Source organism: Arenibacter aquaticus, from assembly GCF_003957295.1.
Classification (GTDB): domain Bacteria; phylum Bacteroidota; class Bacteroidia; order Flavobacteriales; family Flavobacteriaceae; genus Arenibacter; species Arenibacter aquaticus.
The window spans coordinates 507,963-529,508 of sequence record NZ_RQPJ01000003.1 but is presented as its reverse complement, the minus strand read 5'-3'; the positions used below and the strand labels follow the sequence as shown (position 1 = coordinate 529,508).

The following is a 21,546-nucleotide window of genomic DNA, read 5'->3' as shown; positions in this document are numbered from 1 at the left end:
GAACCCTATATAGTAAACACCTATAACTAAATACTTCTTAACCAATGTCAAAACAATATATTACCATTCTTTTTCTCTTAATGACCTTTACAATTTCGCATGCTCAACAAAAGGTGATACCGAAGAAACAAAAAAAAGAAGCCCATGAAATGGTCGTAGAGAGAGAGCGTCCAGTTGAGTGGAGCAAACTTGTTCTAGGCGGCCGTTTTATGGATCGATTTCTGCCCATGCCCGATCTCGGGGGAATTACTTCAAATACTTGGGGAGCACCCAATGTGATCCCCAGAGACAGCAACAATGGCGTGGAAAGTCCGCGGTGGTCGTATTGGGGAGGCAATACCTTGCAGGAAAAGGAAGATGGTAAATATCATCTCTTTGTTTGTCGATGGCCAGAAACTGCCGAAAAGGGTCACATGGCATATCATAATAGCCGCGTAGTTCATGGGGTGAGCGAATCCCCTTTTGGGCCTTTCAAAATACAATCGGAAGTGGGGCATGGACACAACCCCACATGGTACAGGACAAAAGAAGGAAGATATGTACTCTACGTCATAGATAAATATTATGTGGCCCGGCATATTAATGGCCCCTGGCAAGAAGGTCAATTTGAATTCGACAAACGTGACCGTAAAACCTCAAATGCCTCCAATTTTATGCACAACTGCACCTTTGCGCAACGTGAAGACGGCTCATTCTTAATGGTAAACCGCCATGGCTACACATGGTTCAGCAAAGATGGTTTGTCCACTTGGAATATGGTTGGCGAGAAATCGGTATATCCGCCGGTAGAAGGAAAATATGAAGACCCAGTAATCTGGAAAGACAGCGTACAATACCATCTCATTGTGAACGACTGGCTCGGCAGGATCGCCTGGTACCTGCGCTCTAAAAATGGCGTGAATTGGAAAGTAGAACCAGGTGAAGCTTATATGCCGGGAATATCGGTTCATGAAAACGGGTTAAAGGAAGACTGGCATAAATACGAACGTATTCGCATGCTGCAAGATGATAAAGGACGGGCCATTGCTGCAAATTTTGCCGTTATAGATACTTTAAAATATGAAGATTTGCCCAATGATAACCACAGTTCCAAACTAATTGTTGTTCCTCTGGTAAAAGACAAATTACTCTCTGTATTAAACAAGAAGAAAATCACATCAAAGACAAAAGAGATTCGGGTTAAAATAGAGGCAGAGAGGGATTTTAATCCGCAAGCGGATATTGACTTAAACTCCCTACGCTTTGGTGCTTCGGAACAAGTAAACTACGGACAGGGAAGTAAAATAAAGCGGACAGAAAAATCAGGTGATGACCTTATTCTAATTTTTGATGGCAAAGGTAACGGCCTTACCAACGACAACTTTGCAGGGAAATTGTTGGGCAAAGAAAAAAATGGAAAATTGCTTTTTGGATACACCCGATTACCAGAGGTGAAATATATAGAACCCATTCTATCTGCTAGGTCACCAGTTTTTAAAAAGACTGTTAAAGGATATGATATAGAAGTGATAGTAGAGAATTTTGGACAAGTAGCTTCCTCTGATGCAGAAATTAGACTCACACTTCCAATAGATGGAAAGGAAATAGAAATAGCTGCCGGAAAGTTGGAACCAATTCAACCGTTTGAGGAGTCTACAGTTTCCCTTAGTAGTAAAGCTAAATTGAAAAAAGGGACAAGCTATAGCATAAAAAGTACCATTATTCTAGATGGGAGCCATACCGTAAACTTCACCAAAACCATAACCTTAAAAGAATAACATCAATATGAACAACAGAAGAAACTTTATAAAAAAGGCTGGTATGGGTGCTGCTTTAGCAGGTGTTTCTGCTCCCTTGGCAGCAAAGGTCGCTAGCTCTCATTTTGAGGTTTTTGACCTAAAAGGCATAAATAAAAGTGAGCAAATAAAAATAAAAGTTACAAAACCCTTATTCTGCCCGTACAATAGTAATGGCACCCCTGCTCAAAAAGGTGGTGATGCCTATTATTTTCTAAGTGATGCCTTTACCCATAACCCATTTACCACTCCTGCCAGTGGCATGAGCGGTTCGCCTATTATCCGTGACACCGCCGGTAAATTCGTTGGCTTTATGACTACTTTCGGTTTTGAAAATTCAACTTTCAGTTTTGATGGAAAAGAAACATTGACCATAAACGTTCCCGAAGGACAGGAGCTTTTTATTGATGAAAACGGAGATGGCGACCAAGCATGGAAGGCATACAATACTCAAATGATGCAACGGTTGAACATTCAACCCTACAAGCTATATCCGCATTTCTGGGCCGATGTGGAGTATTGCACTTGGGTAGAGCAGAAAATACAATCCAATGTTCCTAAAGGGCACTTTGATTTATTGAATCACGACTTTGTAGCAAAGTATTTGGATAAAATTATCGAATTCGGATATCCTAAGGGAAAAATGACTTTGGACCATGGCTGGGGCCAATTTCCGGACGGTAGCCTAAATTCTGGTTACGGCTCATGGCATCCGGACCCTAAAAAATTTCCCGATTTTAGAAAAACCATGGACCTCATTAATGAAAAAGGATTCACTCCCGGCCTATGGATAGCATTTCCAAAAATTCACGGCTCCAGTATAGCGGCCCAGAACAATCCGAATCTTTTGGGTGCCTATAGGGTACAAGGCAAAACGGAATACGACAAGGGGGTACGATGGCTAAACCCGAAAGCGGATATTTTTGAGTACGCTACGGAGACCATTCACCGCTTTCATAAAATGGGGGTACGCAAGTTTAAGATCGATATGTCTTACAATACAAAATCGGACATGCTGCACATACACAAAGAACTTTATAAAGCAGCAAAAGGTATAGACGAAACTATTGAAATGGAATTTCACGTTCCCGATATTTTCTTTACCAAGTTTACCGATGTAACCCGTACCAATGATGTGTGGCTGAACGATAAATACGATTGGCCCGCCCGTGTAAAAACACATTATGAAATTTCCTGCAAATCCTCTCCCGGACGTGGTATCAACCTTGACCATATTGGTGGAAATGCCGAAAAGGATATCACGGAAGAAAAATACTTACAACACTTGGCAATGTTCAAATCCAAAACAGGCTATCCTTTGGTTTCCGTACTACCTCAGCATATCAGTCAAAAATGTGTCGAAGCCACCGGAGACTACCTATGGGATTATGAAAAAGGACCTCGCAATATCATTTCTGACTTTTATTTATAAGCCTAAGGGTCAGTTGTACTCATAGATACATTGGATTGATGCTTGGATACACCGGTTTGGCGCATTTCTATTTCTTTTGAAAATAAACTAAATCAGTTCTTCTTATGTTTTCTTCCGTTAAACCGCTTGTGGGTGTTTTTATGTTCTTGAACTTATTATTGCTAGCCTCCTGTGCCGATGAATCCAAAAAGACGAAAAAAGAAATGACGGATAATCGCCCCAATATTTTATGGATCACTATTGAAGATTGGAGTCCAGACCTTTCATGCTATGGAACAAAAGGAATCTATACCCCTAACGTGGATAAATTGGCCGAAGAAGGCATTCGATATAATCTTGCATTTACTACCTCTCCCGTTTGTTCCACCTCGCGCTCTGCAATGATGACCGGTTTCCATCAAAACTACATTGGTGCCCACCAACACCGAGAGCATCATAAGAAGCCTTTGCCACATGGCGTAAAACCTATTCCAAAATTATTTGAGGAAGCAGGATATTTCACCACCCTGATGAGCTGGAAAACAGATATGAATTTTCTTCCGGACACTAAGGAGGAGCTCTTTATGAATACGAATGATTGGACGGAACGTGAGCCAGATCAACCCTTCTTTGCCAGAATTACCTTTGCAGGTACCCACCGTTCTTGGAAACGGGACCATGAAAGGCCCATTGACATTGGGGACATTGAGCTTCCCCCTTATTATGCGGACACCCCTTTTATTCGTCGTGATTGGGCCAATGGATTGGAACAAATGCAATTGGTAGACAGAGAAGTAGGTAGTTTGTTAAAACGGCTGGATGACGAAGGCCTGGCCGATAATACCATTGTGTTTTTTATAGCAGATCACGGTCGTTGCCACATACGTGGCAAACAATTTTTGTACGATGGTGGAACGCGAATACCTATGATCATGCGATGGCCTGGCAAAGTTGAACCCAAGCAGGTAAGTGATGACCTTGTCATGTCTATTGATATTGGCGCAACTATTCTTGAAGCCGCAGGTATTGCCCCTCCAGTTCCCTTGCATGGAAAAAACCTTTTAGGGGATGAAATCAAGAATAGAAAATACATATTTTCTGCCCGTGACAAAATGGATGAAACGCATGATGCCATGCGTGCTATTAGAACCAAGGAATTTAAACTAATCCTAAACCTAATGCCAGAACGGCCCTATTGTCAGTATAACGAATATAAAGAAGGGGCATACCCTGTTTTAGCAGAGATGAACATACTGTATATGAAGGGATTACTTACTCCAGAACAGTCATTGTTTTTTGCCGAAACCAAACCCCAAATAGAACTATTTGATATACAAAATGACCCATTTGAGGTACATAACATAGCTGAAAATCCCGAATATGCAGTAGTAAAAAAGGAATTGATAAACCAACTGGAATACTGGCGAAAATATGTCATAAATGATCAAGGTGTTTCAGAAAAGTTTAGGGCTACCGGTGTTTTTCCCGACCAGAATCCGTTTTCTACAGTAGATGAATGGATAACAAAAAATCATAAGAATTATGATTTTAATACCGTTGGATGGCCTGCTTGGTATCCTACCCGTAGTCTAGATGAATGGGAAAAGGTAAGGGAGCAATGGGAACCTTATGTAATGCGTGGCCCCACTGATAAAATTCCGAGACCTACAATTGGCCTTATGGCAAGAAAGAAAAAGAACAAAAAAAACAAGTTGGCTAAAAAATTATGAATTTAAAGAAATTAAAAATTATCCTTAGTACTGCTCTTTTATTCTTTTCGCTATTGGCATTTGCCCAAGTCAAGGTAGCCAAAAAGTACAAAGCGGACTGGGAATCTATCAGGAATGGATATGAAATTCCAGATTGGTTCCATGATGCCAAGTTCGGAATTTTTCTACATTGGGGACCCTACGCTGTTCCTGCCTACAGCAGTGAAAAGTATCCGAAAGGGATCTATGACCCAAAATGGCAGAAAGGAGGATTAAAGCCATATACCTATCACAGGGAAAAATATGGGGAACCTTCAAAATTTGGTTATAAGGATTTTATTCCACAATTCAAAGCTGAAAATTTTGATGCCCAAGAATGGGCCACACTTTTTAAAAAAGCTGGGGCACGATATGTGGTCCCCGTTGCTGAACACCATGATGGTTACGCCATGTATGCATCCAATTATACCCGATGGAATGTGCTGGATACAGGCCCCAAAAAAGATGTGATGCGCATGCTCCAAGAGGCATGTTATGCACAAGGTATGAAATTTGGAGTATCCTCTCACTTCGCCCTACACCGCATATACTATAGAAAGGACGACCCTTCTTGGGATACCAATGACCCAGAATTCTATGACTTATATGGCGAACCTGTGGATGGAAACGAACTACCGACCCAAAAATTCCTCAATCTATGGTGGAATCGGACTACCGATATAATAGACCAATACCAACCCGATCTGCTTTGGTTTGACTTTGGGCTGGACAAACCTGGTTTTGAACCGATGCATAAAAAAATACTCTCTTATTACTATAATAAAGGCTTGGAATGGGATAAAGGCGTGGTGTTCCAAGATAAGAATATGCGTAACAAATCCTTTCCAGAGGATCTTATTGTACTGGATATAGAACGCGGCAGAATGGATGGTATTTACAAATATCCATGGCAAACCGATACATCAATAGGTAAAGTTTCTTGGGGTTATGTGGAAAATGAGGAATATAAATCCTCCGACTATCTTTTGGACGAATTAATTGATATTGTAAGTAAAAATGGATGTCTGTTATTGAATGTAGGTCCTAAAGCGGATGGTACTATTCCAGATGAGGCCAAGAAAATATTGGTCGAAATGGGCAATTGGCTACAATTGAACGGAGAGGCCATCTATGACACCAGACCATGGAAAATATTTGGAGAGGGGCCTACCCAAGTGAGTACGGGCCATCATTCAGAAAAGAATAACAAGCAATCGGGGGCCGAGGATATTCGTTTTACCACCAGAGATGGAAAGCTATACGCAACTGCCTTGGCATGGCCAGACAATGGAGTTATTTTGATTAAATCCTTGGCCAAGAACAACGCGTTGGAAGCTCGCAAGATAAAGATGGTTGAAATGATCAGTGGGGATAATACTATTGATTGGAAACAAACCGAAAAGGGGCTTCGTCTCAAGATCGAAGGGGATAAACCCTGTGAGGCTGCCTACTCTTTTAGAATAGCATTTACGAACAGATAACAACAATCTTTAAAACATCCATAAAAACATAACCAAAATTATGAGTAAATTTTATTATAATGAGGAACAGGATTCCTATGATGCCATTGTGGTTGGCACAGGGGTAAGTGGCGGCTGGGCAGCAAAGGAACTTTGCGAAAATGGCCTAAAGACCTTAGTACTTGAGAGAGGTAGAATGATCAACCACATAACGGATTATGTGACTGCCAATAAAGATGATTGGGACTTTCCACATGGAGGGGAATTGCCCAAGGCCGAAAAGGCCAAACAATTAAAACAAGGAAGGACACCTCGTTTGACAAGGGCCGAATCGCATATGTGGTTTGTCAACGATTTGGAACATCCCTACCAGGAGACCAAACCCTTTAATTGGATGCGTGGCTATCACGTTGGAGGGCGTTCCCTACAATGGGGCAGACACAGCTATCGATGGAACGAATGGGATTTTGAAGCCAATAAACAGGATGGTCACGGTGTTGATTGGCCAATACGTTATAAGGATATTGCCCCTTGGTACGACAAGGTAGAGACCTTTATTGGGGTTTCTGGAGAAAAAATGGGTCTTCCACAACTACCGGACGGACAATTTTTACCTATGTTGGAACTCAATTGTGTAGAACAACATTTTAAGGAAAAGGTGGCCGAAAATTTCAAAGGTCGCCCTGTTACCGCGGGTAGAATTGCCCATATTACGGGCGACAAGCAATTTGAAGGTAGAACCAAATGCCAATTTAGAAATCGTTGTGTTAGAGGGTGCCCTTTTGGAGGATATTTTAGCAGTAATTCATCAACACTGCCTGCTGCGGAGCGTACTGGTAACCTAACCCTAAGGGTAGATTCTATCGTTACAGAGGTTATCTATGATCCCGATACCAAAAAAGCGACTGGTGTTAAAGTAATAGACAGACTTACCAAGGAAGAATTGGTCTTTAAAGCCAAGGTGATCTTTTTATGTGCTTCCGCCATAGCATCGGCTTCTATTTTATTGCAATCAAAATCTGATCGTTTCCCTAATGGGTTGGGCAATGATTCGGACCAAGTAGGTCGAAACATAATGGATCACCATTTGGGCGCCGGGGCCAGTGGTAAATTCGATGGTTTTGAGGACAAATACTATAAAGGTAGAAGACCGGGTGGCATTTACATTCCTAGATTTAAAAATTTGGATAACAGATCAAAAAGTAAGGATTACCTCCGGGGATTTGGATATCAAGGAGGCGCAAGTCGCAAAAATTGGCAGGACGCCGTGGCCGAACTATCTATGGGAAAAGACTTAAAGGAAGCCATACTAAAACCAGGTGGATGGACCATGGGTGTTGGTGGTTTTGGCGAGATTCTACCCTATGGGGACAACCGAATGACACTGGACTATGACAAACTTGACGGATGGGGTTTGCCCACCGTAAATTTCAATGCGGATATAAGGGACAATGAACTAAAGATGCGCGAAGATATCGTGGAAAACGCTGCAGAAATGTTGAAAAAAGCGGGATTCCGGGATATCACTACCCGTAATAGCAAATACACCATAGGGCATGGTATCCACGAAATGGGCACGGCCAGAATGGGCCGTAGCCCCAAAACTTCTGTCCTAAACGGACATAACCAGGTACATGCCGTACCCAATGTATATATTACTGACGGAGCCTTCATGGCTTCCTCAAGTTGTGTTAACCCATCACTTACATACATGGCCTTTTCAGCAAGGGCAGCAAATCATGCAGCACAAGAACTTAAAAAAGGAAATATATAATGGATAGAAGAAAAGCACTGATACAAATGGGTAAGTCCTTGGGGTATGTTGTGGCAACACCAACACTTTTAGGACTTATGCAAAGTTGTAAGAACGAGGGAAAACAGGCTTGGACACCTGAATTCCTTACGCAGGAACAGGGTTCGGTACTAAGGACATTGGTTGATGCCATATTGCCAAAAACAGACACTCCTTCAGCATCAGAAGTCAATGCCCACATTTTTTTGGACAGCTTTGTCAAAGAGGTAATGGATACAAAGGAACAATTAAATTTCAGGTCCACCTTGGATCAATTAGCAGAACTTGCCTTAAACAATTCCAATAAAGAACAAGCAGAACAACTCACTACGGAAGATCTTGGCCCGGTAATGCTTAGCGCCCTACAGCCACAAAGCGGTACGGAGTTTAGGTACGCCAAAAAAATCAGGGATTTAACGGTATGGGCATATAAGTGTAATGAATATATAGCAGAGGAAGTCTTGGCCTATTTACCAGTCCCTGGAGAATACATACCCTGCGGCGACCTGGATGAATTAACAGATGGTAAAGCGTGGTCCATTTAAACATCCCTAAACCTTAGTAGACTTCATAAATAACAGACCAAATGAAACGAAGAAATTTTATAAACCAATCCCTGAAAATGGGGGCTTTGGCCTCCCTTGCTGGGGCAATTCCCTTGGAGTTATTGGCAAATACCCCATATACAAAACCCTTTTTTAAAATATCCTTGGCCCAATGGTCCTTTCACAGGGCATTGTTTGATGGGAGTATGGACCACCTGGAGTTTGCCGCAAAGGCCAGAAGTCTTGGTTGTGAGGGCTTGGAATATGTTAACCGGTTCTTTTCAACCAAAGCAAAGGACAACTCCTACCTACGGCAAATGAACGCTAGGGCAGAGGATGAAGGGGTTAAAAACCTTCTGATTATGGTAGGCAGGGAAGGCAATCTGGCCAGCCCAGATAAGGCCGAGCGTTCCAAAGCCATCACCAACCATTATAAATGGGTAGAGGCAGCCCAGTTTTTAGGGTGCCATTCCATAAGGGTAGATCTGCGCGGTGGGATAAAGAAAACCGAAGCGGCTATGGCAAGTCTTGATTCCTTGAATAGGTTAGCTGAGTTTGCACAAAAGGCGAATATTAATATCCTAGTAGAAAATCATGGCGGATTTTCATCAGATGGATCATGGCTGGCGAGCATTATGAAAAAAGTAGATCGCAACAATTGTGGTACTTTACCAGATTTTGGCAATTTCTGTATAGAAAAAGGAGAGGACAAGCTATGTCTTGAGGAATACAATAAATACCAGGGAATAAAAGAATTGCTTCCATTTGCCAAAGGTGTTAGTGCCAAATCGTACCAATTTAACGATAAAGGAGACGAAACTGCCATTGATTATTATAGAATGCTGCGTACGGTAAAGGCATCTGGCTATACCGGTTATATTGGTATCGAATATGAAGGAAGTACCCATTCGGAAAAAGAAGGGGTGATCCTAACAAGAGACTTATTGTTAAAGGCTGGTAGTATTGTATAATTTATCCCGTATGACTTTTAGATAATGGTCTTATCAAACGTCTTAGAGTATTACTCTTTGGTTTCTAATGTAATGATTATAAGGCTATTGAATGCAAGGATACAAGAAATGTATAGAGAGATACACTAAATATTCTTCTGGTTTTAGCTTTGTAATGTTAATAATAAGTTAACATATAATAATCCGCCATTCAAGACAAACATATAAATCAAATATAGGCCACAACTATTTTTAAAGCATTAAAGCAGTTTAAATATATGTTACCTATTTAAAATCATTTGTGATAGCCGCTGACGATCAGCTACAATAATTTTAACTCAATTATTAATTACTAACTAAATTTTCAGAATTCATTTTATGAAACAAAAAAAACTAGTAACCAACAAACCGATTCTGTTTCGCAAAAGCGTATGGATCTTGGTGTTGTTTTTTGCAACATTACAGACCTATGGCCAGAATCAAAACATCAGTGGAACTGTAGTAGATGAAAGTGGAATGCCATTGCCTGGAGCCAATGTTTTGGTAAAGGGTACTACTACTGGAACACAAACCGATTTTGACGGAAATTATTCCATAAGCGCCGAAGGTAGTGCCACATTGGTATTTAGCTATATCGGTTTTATTGCCCAGGAGGTTCCAGTTGAAGGAAAAGAAACTATCAATGTTACCCTAGCCGAAGATGCCAGTCAATTGGATGAAGTGGTAGTTGTGGGTTACGGTCAACAAAAGAGGGTCAACCTAACTGGTTCCGTAACTGCTGTGGATAGTGAGGCTTTGGAGGATAGAAATGTGCAAAATGCATTCCAAGCGCTTCAGGGACAGGCCGCAGGACTTCAAATTTCACAGAACAGTGGTGCTCCTGGTAATGAAGGGCTTAATATTAAGATAAGGGGTCTCAACTCATTTGGTAGTAACAACAGCCCTTTGGTCCTTATTGATGGGGTAGAGGGAAACCTACAGGACTTGGACCCAACCGTGATCAGCTCCATTTCTGTACTTAAGGATGCTTCTTCAGCTGCAATCTACGGATCAAGGGCAGCCAACGGTGTTATTTTGGTGACCACTAAAACTGGTGGCAGTAACAACTTTAAAATAGATTACAACGGCAGTGTCACTACAGAAACCTTTACCAGGGTACCTGAAATGATTTCCAATTCTGCCGATTTTATGACCCTTTTGAACCAAGCGGTAATAAATACTCCTGGCGCATCAGCCAATCCATATCCTCAGGAAGTCATAGACGCTTACAGGAATGCCAATGGGGATCCTGCTTTTCCAAATACCAATTGGTTCAATGAGGCTTCCAGAAATCCCATTGTTCAACGCCATGTTGTTACGGCAAGCGGTGCTATTGATGGAACCAGTTATAACCTTTCATTGGGCAATTGGGATCAGCCAGGTATAATTAGGTCTACTGGGTTTGAAAAGAACAATTTCTTTTTAAGCGTGAAGTCGGATATAGGTGAAAAATTAACTATTGGAGGTACTGCCTCTGGGGTAACCTCAAAGACCACTGGGGCAAGAGGAGATGGCTCCATATTATTTAACCTTTTTAGGGTTAGACCTACCTGGGGTGTGTATACCCTTGATGGTACAGGTCATTATTCAGGAAAGGCCTTTTCTGGTAACGACCCACAATTTCCTGGTTTCGATGAGGGTTTCACCAGAAATAACCCTATTGCCGAATTGGAAGTTCAAGACGGAGAAGTGCTAAATGAATATAACTTTAATGGCAATGCCTATTTTGACGTAAAATTTACCGATGATCTCGTTTGGAGTACAAAAGGTGCTTATAAATTTGATTACGATTTTTATAAGAACCAACGCATCCAATACGATGAGTATAATTATAGAACTGGAGAATACCTAAGAAGTACTAGAGACCCTTCTCAATTAACAGTGGATAATGTATGGAGCAAACAAATTACCTTGTTCTCTACCCTTACTTACTCAAAACTCATCGGGGATCACGATTTTAAAATTCTTGGAGGTTATAGCCAGGAGAGTTTTGATCGCAATTTTACCAGATCTCAACGAACTGGTCTTCCCAGTAGAAAGATAACCGACTTGGAGGGAGCCAATTCGGAAAATCAATTTACAACAGGTTTTTCGGAAAGTTGGGCGATCCAAAGTTTTTTCGGTAGGGCCAATTACAACTATAAAGAAAAATATTTATTGGAAGCAAACCTAAGGGGAGACATCAGTTCTCGGTTTGCCAAAGGTAATAGGCTGGGGATTTTTCCTTCGGTATCCGCAGGATGGAGATTGGATAAGGAAAGCTTCGTAGAAGAAGTAGATGCCATCAACGAGTTAAAACTTAGAGGTTCATGGGGACAATTGGGCAACCAGAATATCGGGATCAACTTAAGTGATGATGAATTGAATTCTGGAATATACCCTTATCAATCTACATTATCCTTTACCAATTTTGGATATCCATTCGGTAGCAGTGTCCTATCCGGGGTTGGCCTGGCTAGTTTGGTGGACCCTGATATCACATGGGAGACCACTACCGTAACCGATTTTGGGGTCGATTTTAACTTACTCAACAGAAAAATACACGGATCCATTGACTATTATGTAAAGGAAACTGTAGATATTCTACGTCAATTACAAGTAGATGAGAGTAGTGGACTTAACCCTCCAGTAGTGAACCAGGGGGCCATGACCAATAAAGGTTGGGATATAGTACTTGGACATGACAATATGGTGGGAGATGATTTTAGATATAGTATCAATGGAAATGTATCCTGGTTTAAAAATAGGCTTAAAACTTTTGGCGAGCCCGAGATACAAAATCGAAATATAAATGAGGAAGGCTACGCTTTCCAGGATTGGTATATGTGGGAAGCAGATGGGTACTTCCAGAGTCAGGAAGAAATAGACAACTCACCCTCACAGCCACAACCCGGAAAGGTTGGCTTTATTAAATTAAAAGACCAAAATGGAGATGGCACGGTCAACGGAGAAGATCGTATTCATATTGATGGTCGTTACCCAGCTTTTGTGTATGGGCTAAATCTTTCAGCCAACTATAAGAATTTTGATTTTAGAATGTTCTGGGAAGGTGTTGAAGGTACCAAAAATTACATCGCAAGAGATCCCTTTAGACAAGACGGTGGAGCCGATGTTGCTTGGTTAACCGAAGCCTGGACCCCAGAGAATACAAATTCCAGGTTGCCAGCTGTTTATTACGAGACAGCTGAAGAACGCAGGTCCATTGCTTATACAAACTCTTTTTGGTTATGGGACACCTCTTACCTACGACTTAGAAACGTAACCTTGGGATATACATTCCCTAGTGAACTCATAGATAAGACCCCATTTAATAAGTTACGATTCTATGTCGCTGCCGAGAACTATCTAACTTTTCAGAAAGATTATCCAATCAAAGTAGATCCTGAAGCTAATGGGGTGGATGCATATCCATTTAGAAAAACCCTAACCTTAGGTATAAACATGTCCTTCTAAATAGTTTAAAAATAGCAAGATGAAAAAAAGTATAAAAATATTTAGTTTACTGATCCTTGGGCTGGCAATCAGCTCCTGTGATTCTGATTTTTTAGATAAACAACCTTCTTCCCAGCTCTCATCAGAGGGGTTCTGGACTACGGAACAAGATGCACAATTGGCCCTAACCGGGGTTTATAGTAACCTCCAATCCAATTTAATAGCCATTAAAGGAGAAAGAGCCTGGCCCCCTTCCATCAAACCCAATTGGGATGCCCTGACCGATGATGCCTACCAAACATTTAATTATGGTTTCCGGGAAATAATAGATGGTACTTTTTCTCCTACTACAGGAGGTAATAACGGTGCAATTTTGCAATTATACCGTATCTGTTACAAAGGAATTCAGACCTGTAATTTTTTCTTGGCCAATATAGATCAAGTGGAGAACGTAGAGACTTCCAAGTTAAATCAATGGAAGGCAGAAGCCTCTTTTATTAGAGCATTCTTTTACTATTATCTGGCGACTACTTATGGTGATGTGCCGTTAAGGTTGGAGTCTACCACTTTAGACAATCAGGAATTACCAAAAAGCACAGCGGAAGAAGTTTTTGCTCAAATTGAAGCCGATTTGATCTTCGCTGCTTCCAATTTGCCAGAAGCGCCCTATACCAATGGCCGTGTAGTAAAAGGTTCCGCAAATGCCCTATTGGCAAGGACGTATTTGTATCAAAATAAATACGGACAGGCAGCGGCTGCAGCGAAAGAAGTAATGGACGAAGGAAACTTTCAACTGGCCGATGATTATTCCAGTCTGTTTGTAGATAGTGGTCAGGCAGGTAACCCGGAGATAATCTTTTCTACCATTTATACCAATGCTCCTGGAGAGGTTCAGCCGTGGGGCACCGAGGTGATGCTTGGTTTTTGGGGAACCTTAAAGCCAACCGAACAATTCGTTGATTCATTTGAGGCCATTGACGGACTTCCTATTGACGAATCTCCGGAATACGATCCGGAAAACCCTCTGGAAAATAGGGATCCTAGATTAACGCAGATCGTACAAGAAGGGGAATGGAACCCCGAAATAGAGCAAAAAACCCTTTCTGGTTATGGCCTCCTAAAATGGACCACTCCCGAAACAAGGGCTTCCTTGGTTCAGAATTCCACCGAAGCCACAGATTATGTTCATATTCGCTATGCGGACGTACTGTTAATGTATGCCGAAGGGAAAATAGAGGATGGGGATATAGATAGTTCCGTGCTGGACGCCATTAATCAAGTAAGGGCAAGAGCCTATGGTGTGGCAGTAAGTGATACCGATAATTATCCTGAAATTACCACCACCAGCGCAAACGAACTTAGGGAAATAGTCCGCAACGAGAGACGATATGAATTGAGCTTTGAAGGTTTACGTTACTTTGATTTAAAGCGCTGGGGTATAGCAGAAGAAGTCCTCAACGGGTTTTATGATCCACAAGTGGCTTCCAATAGGGTTTTCTTACCTAAACACTATAAATGGCCATTGCCACAAAGTGCTATAGACAAGAACAATGCCTTGGACCAAAACCCGGATTATTAGTATTTTATTATGAGTTTTAGTTAAGTTGTTAGTTGTAAGCCAGGAAGCCTCAGGGTTTTCTGGCTTTTTTTATTAAATTTCTTATGTAGTTTTCCTTAAATGGATTTATATTACTTAATTCTTTACCCAATGATTTATTACCTGAACAGATTTTCAGTATTTGTAATTATTTTATTTTTGGGATTATTTTCCAAAATTCAAGGTCAACAGCCCAATATTGTTATTATTTATGCCGATGATATGGGCTATGGTGATCTTAATGCCCAAAATCCAGATTCCAAAATTTTAACCCCTAATTTGGATCGCTTGGCTGCAGAAGGAATGCGGTTTAGTGATGCACATAGTTCCTCGGGAATATGTTCCCCTAGTAGGTACGCCCTGCTGACCGGCACCTATCACTGGCGTAGACAACACGGTATTATAGATTCTTTTGGAGGACCTTTTTTTGACCAGACTGACGTTACCCTTCCACAAGTTCTTAAGAATAATGGATATCAAACCGCTTGTATAGGGAAGTGGCATTTGGGATGGAACTGGAATTTAAAAATGATCCCTCAGGTGAAGTAAAGCAATGGGGAAAAATGCGTCAATATTATCGCCCTGAGGATGTAGATTGGAGCCAACCTATTACTGGAGGTCCCTTGGACAGGGGGTTTGATTATTATTTTGGAGATGGAACCATTAATTTTCCGCCCTATGCTTGGATGGAAAATGACCGATTTGTAGAACTGCCAACAGCTACAATGGATCCCCATAATATAGGTTTTGATATAGACGAGGGGGAGTGGGAATTTAGACCTGGTCCCAAAGTAGAAGGGTGGAACCCTTATGAAGTTTTGCCTACACTTACAAAAAAAACGGTAGATTGGATAGGGAAGCAGGATAGTAAAAAGCCGTTCTTTTTATACTTCGCCTTACCCTCTCCGCATGCTCCCATTATTCCGAACGAGGAATTCAAAGGAAAATCCTCAGCAGGACCTTATGGGGATTTTGTTTATCAAACGGATTGGGTGGCAGGACAGGTACTTAAAGCCCTTAAGGAAAAAGGGTTGGAAGAGAATACCCTTGTGATTTTTACTGCAGATAACGGTCCGGAACGATATGCCTTTGACCGGGCTGAAAAATACGGCCACTTTAGCATGGGAAATTTTAGGGGACTAAAACGCGATGTTTGGGAAGGTGGTCACCATGTGCCTTTTATTATTAAATGGCCAAACCACATCGCTCCAGGATCGGTGTCCGATGAAGTTATATCCCAAGTAGATATTATGTCTACAATTGCATCCATAACCAACATAATAGTACCCCACAATGCAGCACCGGACAGCTACGACCTAACACCCATACTTATGGGCAGAACATATAACTCCCCTTTTCGGGAAGCTACGGTACACAACACCTACAAGAATGTCTGGGGTCTCAGAAAAGGGAAATGGCTTTATATTAATGCCTCCTCTGGAGAACATTCTAAAATGCCCCAATCTTTTAAAGATCTAAAGGGGTATACAGATTTTACAACTCCTGGCTTGCTATTTAACATGGAAAAGGATGCTGAACAGCGAAATAATCTCTATAATGAAAACCCTGGAATCATAGAAGATTTACAAGGGACTCTGGAGCGGTATAGAGTGCAGGGGTATTCAGTACAACGTCTTTGATCCGAAAAACAAAAGAATGAAAAAGAAGGTAATTACATCTGGTTTTCGATCACCATCAAAGTCATATAAATTATCGATGGTTTTAGTTGTCATCCTTATGGCTATTTTTATAATGGCCTGTGAAGAAAAGGGGAAAACACCAAAAGTTGGAGTTGATCAGGGCCTGTTTCAGTCAATACCCCCCAAGTCAACCGCAATCACCTTTGCTAATAATGTCAAGGCTACAAATGATTTTAATCTGTTTGCATATATGTATTTCTACAATGGTGGGGGAGTGGCCGCCGGGGATTTAAATGGCGACGGTTTGGATGATCTTTACTTCACTGGTAATCAAGTTCAGAATAAATTATATCTAAACCAAGGCGAGTTCCATTTCAAGGATATCACCGCTATTACCAATACGGGAGGAAAAGAGAATTCTTGGTATACCGGGGTAATTTTTGCGGATGTAAATGGAGATGGCCGCTTGGATATCTATGTAGGACAAATTGGGGATATTCTTGGATCAAATGATCACAATCTACTTTTTATCAACCTAGGTAATGATGCTGATGGCTATCCGCAATTTAAAGAATCGGCTCAAGAAATGGGTTTAATAGTTGATGGAGCCACCACCCATAGTGCCTTTTTTGACTATGACCTGGACGGTGATTTAGACGTTTACGTCATGACCCATTCCAATTTTAACGATGGGGTACTCCCTAAGGCGGAACAACGCCTTCTATATTCCCCCAAAGGAGACAAATTATTCAGAAATGATGGTAACAGCTTTACTGATGTAACCAAACAAGCAGGTATTTACAGTAGTACCCTAGGTTTTGGTCTGGGTATCAATACTGCTGATGTGAATAAGGATGGATACCCGGACATTTATGTGGGCAATGATTTTTACGAGGACGACTATCTTTACATTAATAACGGTGATGGTACCTTTTCCGAAAAACTTTCCAATTTCATAAAACATACCAGTCGCTTCTCCATGGGCAATGATATTGTGGATATGAACAATGACGGCCTACCTGATATTTTGTCTTTGGACATGCAACCCTATGATCCTAAAATTATCAAGGCATCACATGGGGAAGATTCATATCCTATTTATAACTATAAATTGTCTTTTGGATACAAACATCAATATGCACACAATACCTTTCAACTGAATCGAGATGGGAAACACTTTAGTGAAATAGCCAGATTGGCGGGTATAGAAGCAACAGATTGGAGCTGGTCCGTATTAGGAAACGATTTTGACCTGGACGGATTTAAGGATATCTTCATTACCAATGGTATATATAAGAGAAGCAATGATATGGATTATATGCAATTCCTATCTGGTGAGGCAATACAACAACAATTACGTGCGGGTAACTATGATTATAGTAAAGCATTGGTAGATAAAATGCCTAGCTATCCCCTCCAAAATTTCTTTTATAAAAACAATAAGGACCTTACTTTTAGTAATGTGTCCACTGCCTGGGGCGGTTCAAAAAAAGGATTTTCCAACGGGGCCACCTATACCGATCTGGATAATGACGGGGATATGGACCTAGTAGTAAATAACCTTAATGAACGTGCTTCCATACTCAAAAATACTAGTATAGAGCAAAGTGTTGGGAAAGCAAATTTTCTTAGGGTAAGTCTAAAGGGCCTAGAAAATAATCCATTCGGTATTGGTACCAAAGTAACCCTTAAATATTCAGGTAAAACCTTGTATCAGGAATTGTTGACCTCCAGGGGCTACCTCTCTTCCGTCCCTCCTTATCTCAATTTCGGAATTCCTGATAATAGTATGATAGATACAATTTTAATAGAGTGGCCAAACCAGACCCATCAAGTAATGACCAATGTTAAACCTGGTAGGACAGTTACCATAAATCAATTAAATACCAGTAGAAGCCTAGTTCCTCCTAACCAAATTGCGAATACCATCTTTGCAAAAGTTGAAAGTGAATTGATGGGCGTATCATTCCAACACAAGGAAAATAGGTTTTATGAATTTAATAGAGAGCACCTTATTCCCCATATAAACTCTACTTGGGGTGCCCCATTGGCGGTAGCTGATATTAACCAAGATGGTCTGGACGATTTCTTTGTTGGGGGGGCACAAAACCAGATAGCCAAGGTCTACTTGCAAAATACCTCTGGTAAATTCATTGAAAAGGCTCAGGCTGCATTTGAGGCGGACGCCATCTCCGAAGACACGGCCGCCCATTTTTTTGATGCAGATAAGGATGGCGATATGGATCTTTTGGTAGGTAGCGGGAGTAATCAAGAGATAAGACCAGAGGTCAAAAGTTTAACCCGACTTTATCTAAATAATGGAATGGGGACTTTTACAAAACAGATTAATTTTCCGAAAATATATGGCACGGTCTCCTGTTTAGCCTTGACCGATTTTGATAAGGACGCCGATAAAGATATTTTCATTGGCTGCAGGACCGTCCCCGGAAAATATGGATCTCCAGCAAATTCATATCTCTTGGTAAATGACGGGAAGGGTAATTTTTCTTTATCGGCCAATTCCAAGAAATTATTTGATAAATGTGGAATGGTCACTGCTGCCAATTGGGTTGATCTTAATGGGGATAGTTGGGAGGAACTTGTACTGGCTGGAGAATGGATGCCTATAAAAATATACAACAATAAAAAAGGTGAATTACAGAATGCGGAACCGAAAGCAAACAAATTGGAATTATCCAATGGATGGTGGAATTCCTTGGAATATGGTGATTTTGACAAAGATGGTGATGTGGATCTGGTAGCCGGGAACTTGGGGTTGAATGCCAAGTTAAGAGCCTCGTCATTAAACCCGGTAAGAATGTATCACAACGATTTTGACAAAAATGGTTGGCCAGAAGGCATAACCACCCATTATATAGATGGACAAGAACATGTGTTTTCTTCCAAAAGCCTACTTGAAAAGCAGTTGTTGTATTTACGCAAAAAGTTTACCACCTATGCGGCTTTTTCGAACGCCGACTTCAATGAGATTTTTACAAAAGAACAGTTAAATAATTCATTAATATTAGAGGCTTACGAGTTTAGAAGTTGCTATTTTGAAAATGTAGGGAACAATGAGTTTAATATAGTTCCATTACCGCAAGAAGCACAGTTTTCCTTAGTAAACGATATTTTTAAATTGGATTTTGACCAAGATGGACATATCGATTTACTATTGGGACAAAATTTACATGATGTAAATACAGAATTGGGCAGGTACGACGCGGGTTATGGCTCCTTATTGAAGAACATGGGAAATGATATCTTCCACCCCATCCCACTAGGAAATTCAGGATTAAAACTGGATAATCAGGTTCGGGAAATAGAAAAAATTCACAATAAAAAATACGGAGACATGCTTATTATTTCCAATAATAACACCGGTCTGGACTTTTATAGAGTAACAGATGGTAGGGATTTTTAAAGGAGTATACATTTTTAAGTCATAAGTAATGACGGCCACACAACAGTAGATATTCTACAAATAATACGGTCATAGCTTAATTATTAAAGAACTTAAAATATGCTTGATTGTCAAGGTTTTACATTGAATTATACATGGAAAGACATTTGTTGTACACATAGAGACATAGCTACAGTATAATTTTTATTATTTCGACATTCTTTAGGAATCGATAAAATCTTAACGCTGAATAGTTGCCCATAAAATAAAATCACATGAATTATAAGATTATCATTATAGCCGCTCTTTGGGGATTGTGCTCGACATCCTGTGAAGAAAAAGAAGAAACCCCTTTACCAACTTCCCAAGATACAGAGAAACCCAATATTATTTTATTTGTGGCCGATGATCATGGAACTGATGCCATAGGAGCATATGGAAACAAGATTATTAAAACACCTCACTTGGATAAATTGGCATCTGAAGGAGTACGTTTTAATAATGCTTATTGTACCAGCGCAAGCTGTGCTGCCAGTAGATCTGTAATCCTAACGGGCTTATACGGACATGCAACTGGATCCTATGGACATGTGCACGACTACCACCATTTTAGCACATATGATACCATAACATCCTTGCCCGTTCTTTTGGAGCGTGAAGGATATGCTACCGCTAGGATTGGGAAATATCATTTGGCTCCGGAATCGGTTTATCATTTTCAGGAAGTTTTAAAGGCAGATCCCAGAAGCACAGTGGCCATGGCTAAAGAATGTAGAAATATATTGGAATCCAACAGGCCGTTCTTTTTGTATTTCTGTACGGATGATCCACATAGGGGAAATTCAACTAATCCGGACCGCTGGGACGCTCCAAACAGCTTTGGGAACAAGGAGGAAGGATATCCAGGGGTAACAACCATTACTTACGATCCTGCAGAAGTACTGGTGCCAGATTTTTTACCGGATACCCAAGAGAGTAGGGAAGAAATTGCCCAGTACTATCAGAGTATTTCAAGAATAGATCAAGGATTCGGGAAATTAATGCAGATGTTGAAAGATTCCGGAAAGGAAGATAATACTATAGTTATTTATATATCAGACAATGGGATGGCATTTCCTGGGGCAAAGACAACATTGTACGAACCAGGTATGAAATTGCCTTGTATTATCAAAGATCCCTTTTCAAAATTAAAGAATACAACTACCAATGCAATGATTTCGTGGGTAGACCTAACACCTACCATTTTGGATATGGCCCAAGCAAAACCTAAGGAAACATCATTCCATGGACGTTCATTTAAAGAGGTGCTGAATGTGAAGGAACCTAATGCATGGGATCAAATTTATGCCTCCCATACCTTCCATGAAATTACCATGTACTATCCCATGCGGGTGGTACGTGACAAAAATTATAAACTGATAAGAAATATTGCATGGCGGTCAGAATATCCGTTTGCCTCGGATCTATGGGCCTCATCAACTTGGCAGGAAATATATAGGAACCAAAAGGAGTTTTACGGAAAAAGAAAGGTTCAAGATTACTTATTTCGCCCTGAATTTGAATTGTTCGATTTGGAAAATGATCCAGATGAAATAGTGAACCTGGCCTACGACCCGGATTATAAGGAAGTAATGGATGAAATGATCAAAAAAATGAAAGCCTTTCAAATTAAAACCCGTGATCCCTGGCTAATTACTTGGGATCACGATAACACCTTACAAGGAACAGGAGTTAATTTATAAAGGCAAAAATAT

13 protein-coding genes are annotated in these 21,546 nt (G+C 40.7%); all 13 read left to right on the top strand.

The genetic code is table 11. From position 1 onward, the window contains the following. Positions 1-44: 44 nt before the first annotated feature. The 13 genes from EHW67_RS08905 to EHW67_RS08850 all read left to right on the top strand — a co-directional run bounded on the left by EHW67_RS08905 (position 45) and on the right by EHW67_RS08850 (position 21,534). Positions 45-1,757, top strand: a complete 1,713-nt coding sequence (locus EHW67_RS08905; protein WP_126162023.1) for a glycoside hydrolase family protein — start codon at positions 45-47, stop codon at positions 1,755-1,757. A gap of 7 nt (positions 1,758-1,764) precedes the next feature. Further along, positions 1,765-3,207 (top strand): twin-arginine translocation signal domain-containing protein, encoded by a 1,443-nt coding sequence (locus EHW67_RS08900; RefSeq protein WP_126162022.1) that lies wholly within the window; start codon positions 1,765-1,767, stop codon positions 3,205-3,207. Between the two features lie 104 nt (positions 3,208-3,311). Further along, the gene (locus tag EHW67_RS08895; RefSeq protein WP_202911940.1) at positions 3,312-4,916 is read left to right on the top strand and encodes a sulfatase family protein; all 1,605 of its coding nucleotides are present in this window, start codon (positions 3,312-3,314) and stop codon (positions 4,914-4,916) included. Continuing rightward, the gene (locus tag EHW67_RS08890; protein WP_126162021.1) at positions 4,913-6,415 is read left to right on the top strand and encodes an alpha-L-fucosidase; all 1,503 of its coding nucleotides are present in this window, start codon (positions 4,913-4,915) and stop codon (positions 6,413-6,415) included. Before EHW67_RS08895 ends, EHW67_RS08890 begins: the two co-directional genes overlap by 4 nt. Positions 6,416-6,455: 40 nt before the next feature. Next, a complete protein-coding gene (locus EHW67_RS08885) occupies positions 6,456-8,168 on the top strand; it encodes a GMC oxidoreductase (RefSeq protein ID WP_126162020.1) in 1,713 nt (570 codons plus the stop codon). Beyond that, the gene (locus EHW67_RS08880) at positions 8,168-8,731 is read left to right on the top strand and encodes a gluconate 2-dehydrogenase subunit 3 family protein (RefSeq protein ID WP_126162019.1); all 564 of its coding nucleotides are present in this window, start codon (positions 8,168-8,170) and stop codon (positions 8,729-8,731) included. The genes EHW67_RS08885 and EHW67_RS08880 overlap by 1 nt, the downstream gene beginning before the upstream one ends. Positions 8,732-8,772: 41 nt before the next feature. Next, the gene (locus tag EHW67_RS08875; RefSeq protein ID WP_126162018.1) at positions 8,773-9,702 is read left to right on the top strand and encodes a sugar phosphate isomerase/epimerase family protein; all 930 of its coding nucleotides are present in this window, start codon (positions 8,773-8,775) and stop codon (positions 9,700-9,702) included. Between the two features lie 357 nt (positions 9,703-10,059). Next, the gene (locus tag EHW67_RS08870; protein ID WP_126162017.1) at positions 10,060-13,173 is read left to right on the top strand and encodes a SusC/RagA family TonB-linked outer membrane protein; all 3,114 of its coding nucleotides are present in this window, start codon (positions 10,060-10,062) and stop codon (positions 13,171-13,173) included. Between the two features lie 19 nt (positions 13,174-13,192). Beyond that, a complete protein-coding gene (locus EHW67_RS08865; protein WP_126162016.1) occupies positions 13,193-14,731 on the top strand; it encodes a RagB/SusD family nutrient uptake outer membrane protein in 1,539 nt (512 codons plus the stop codon). 129 nt (positions 14,732-14,860) lie between these two features. Beyond that, positions 14,861-15,298 (top strand): sulfatase-like hydrolase/transferase, encoded by a 438-nt coding sequence (locus EHW67_RS20855; protein WP_202911939.1) that lies wholly within the window; start codon positions 14,861-14,863, stop codon positions 15,296-15,298. Beyond that, positions 15,259-16,389 carry a sulfatase-like hydrolase/transferase gene (locus EHW67_RS08860; protein ID WP_202911938.1) on the top strand — a complete coding sequence of 377 codons (1,131 nt, stop codon included), beginning with the start codon at positions 15,259-15,261 and terminating at the stop codon, positions 16,387-16,389. The genes EHW67_RS20855 and EHW67_RS08860 overlap by 40 nt, the downstream gene beginning before the upstream one ends. A 16-nt stretch (positions 16,390-16,405) precedes the next feature. After that, on the top strand, positions 16,406-19,813 hold the full coding sequence (locus EHW67_RS08855; protein ID WP_126162015.1) for a VCBS repeat-containing protein: 3,408 nt from the start codon (positions 16,406-16,408) through the stop codon (positions 19,811-19,813). Positions 19,814-20,067: 254 nt separating this feature from the next. Further along, positions 20,068-21,534: a sulfatase family protein gene (locus tag EHW67_RS08850; RefSeq protein ID WP_126162014.1), complete on the top strand. Its 1,467-nt coding sequence runs from the start codon at positions 20,068-20,070 to the stop codon at positions 21,532-21,534. The last annotated feature ends 12 nt before the right edge of the window (positions 21,535-21,546 follow it).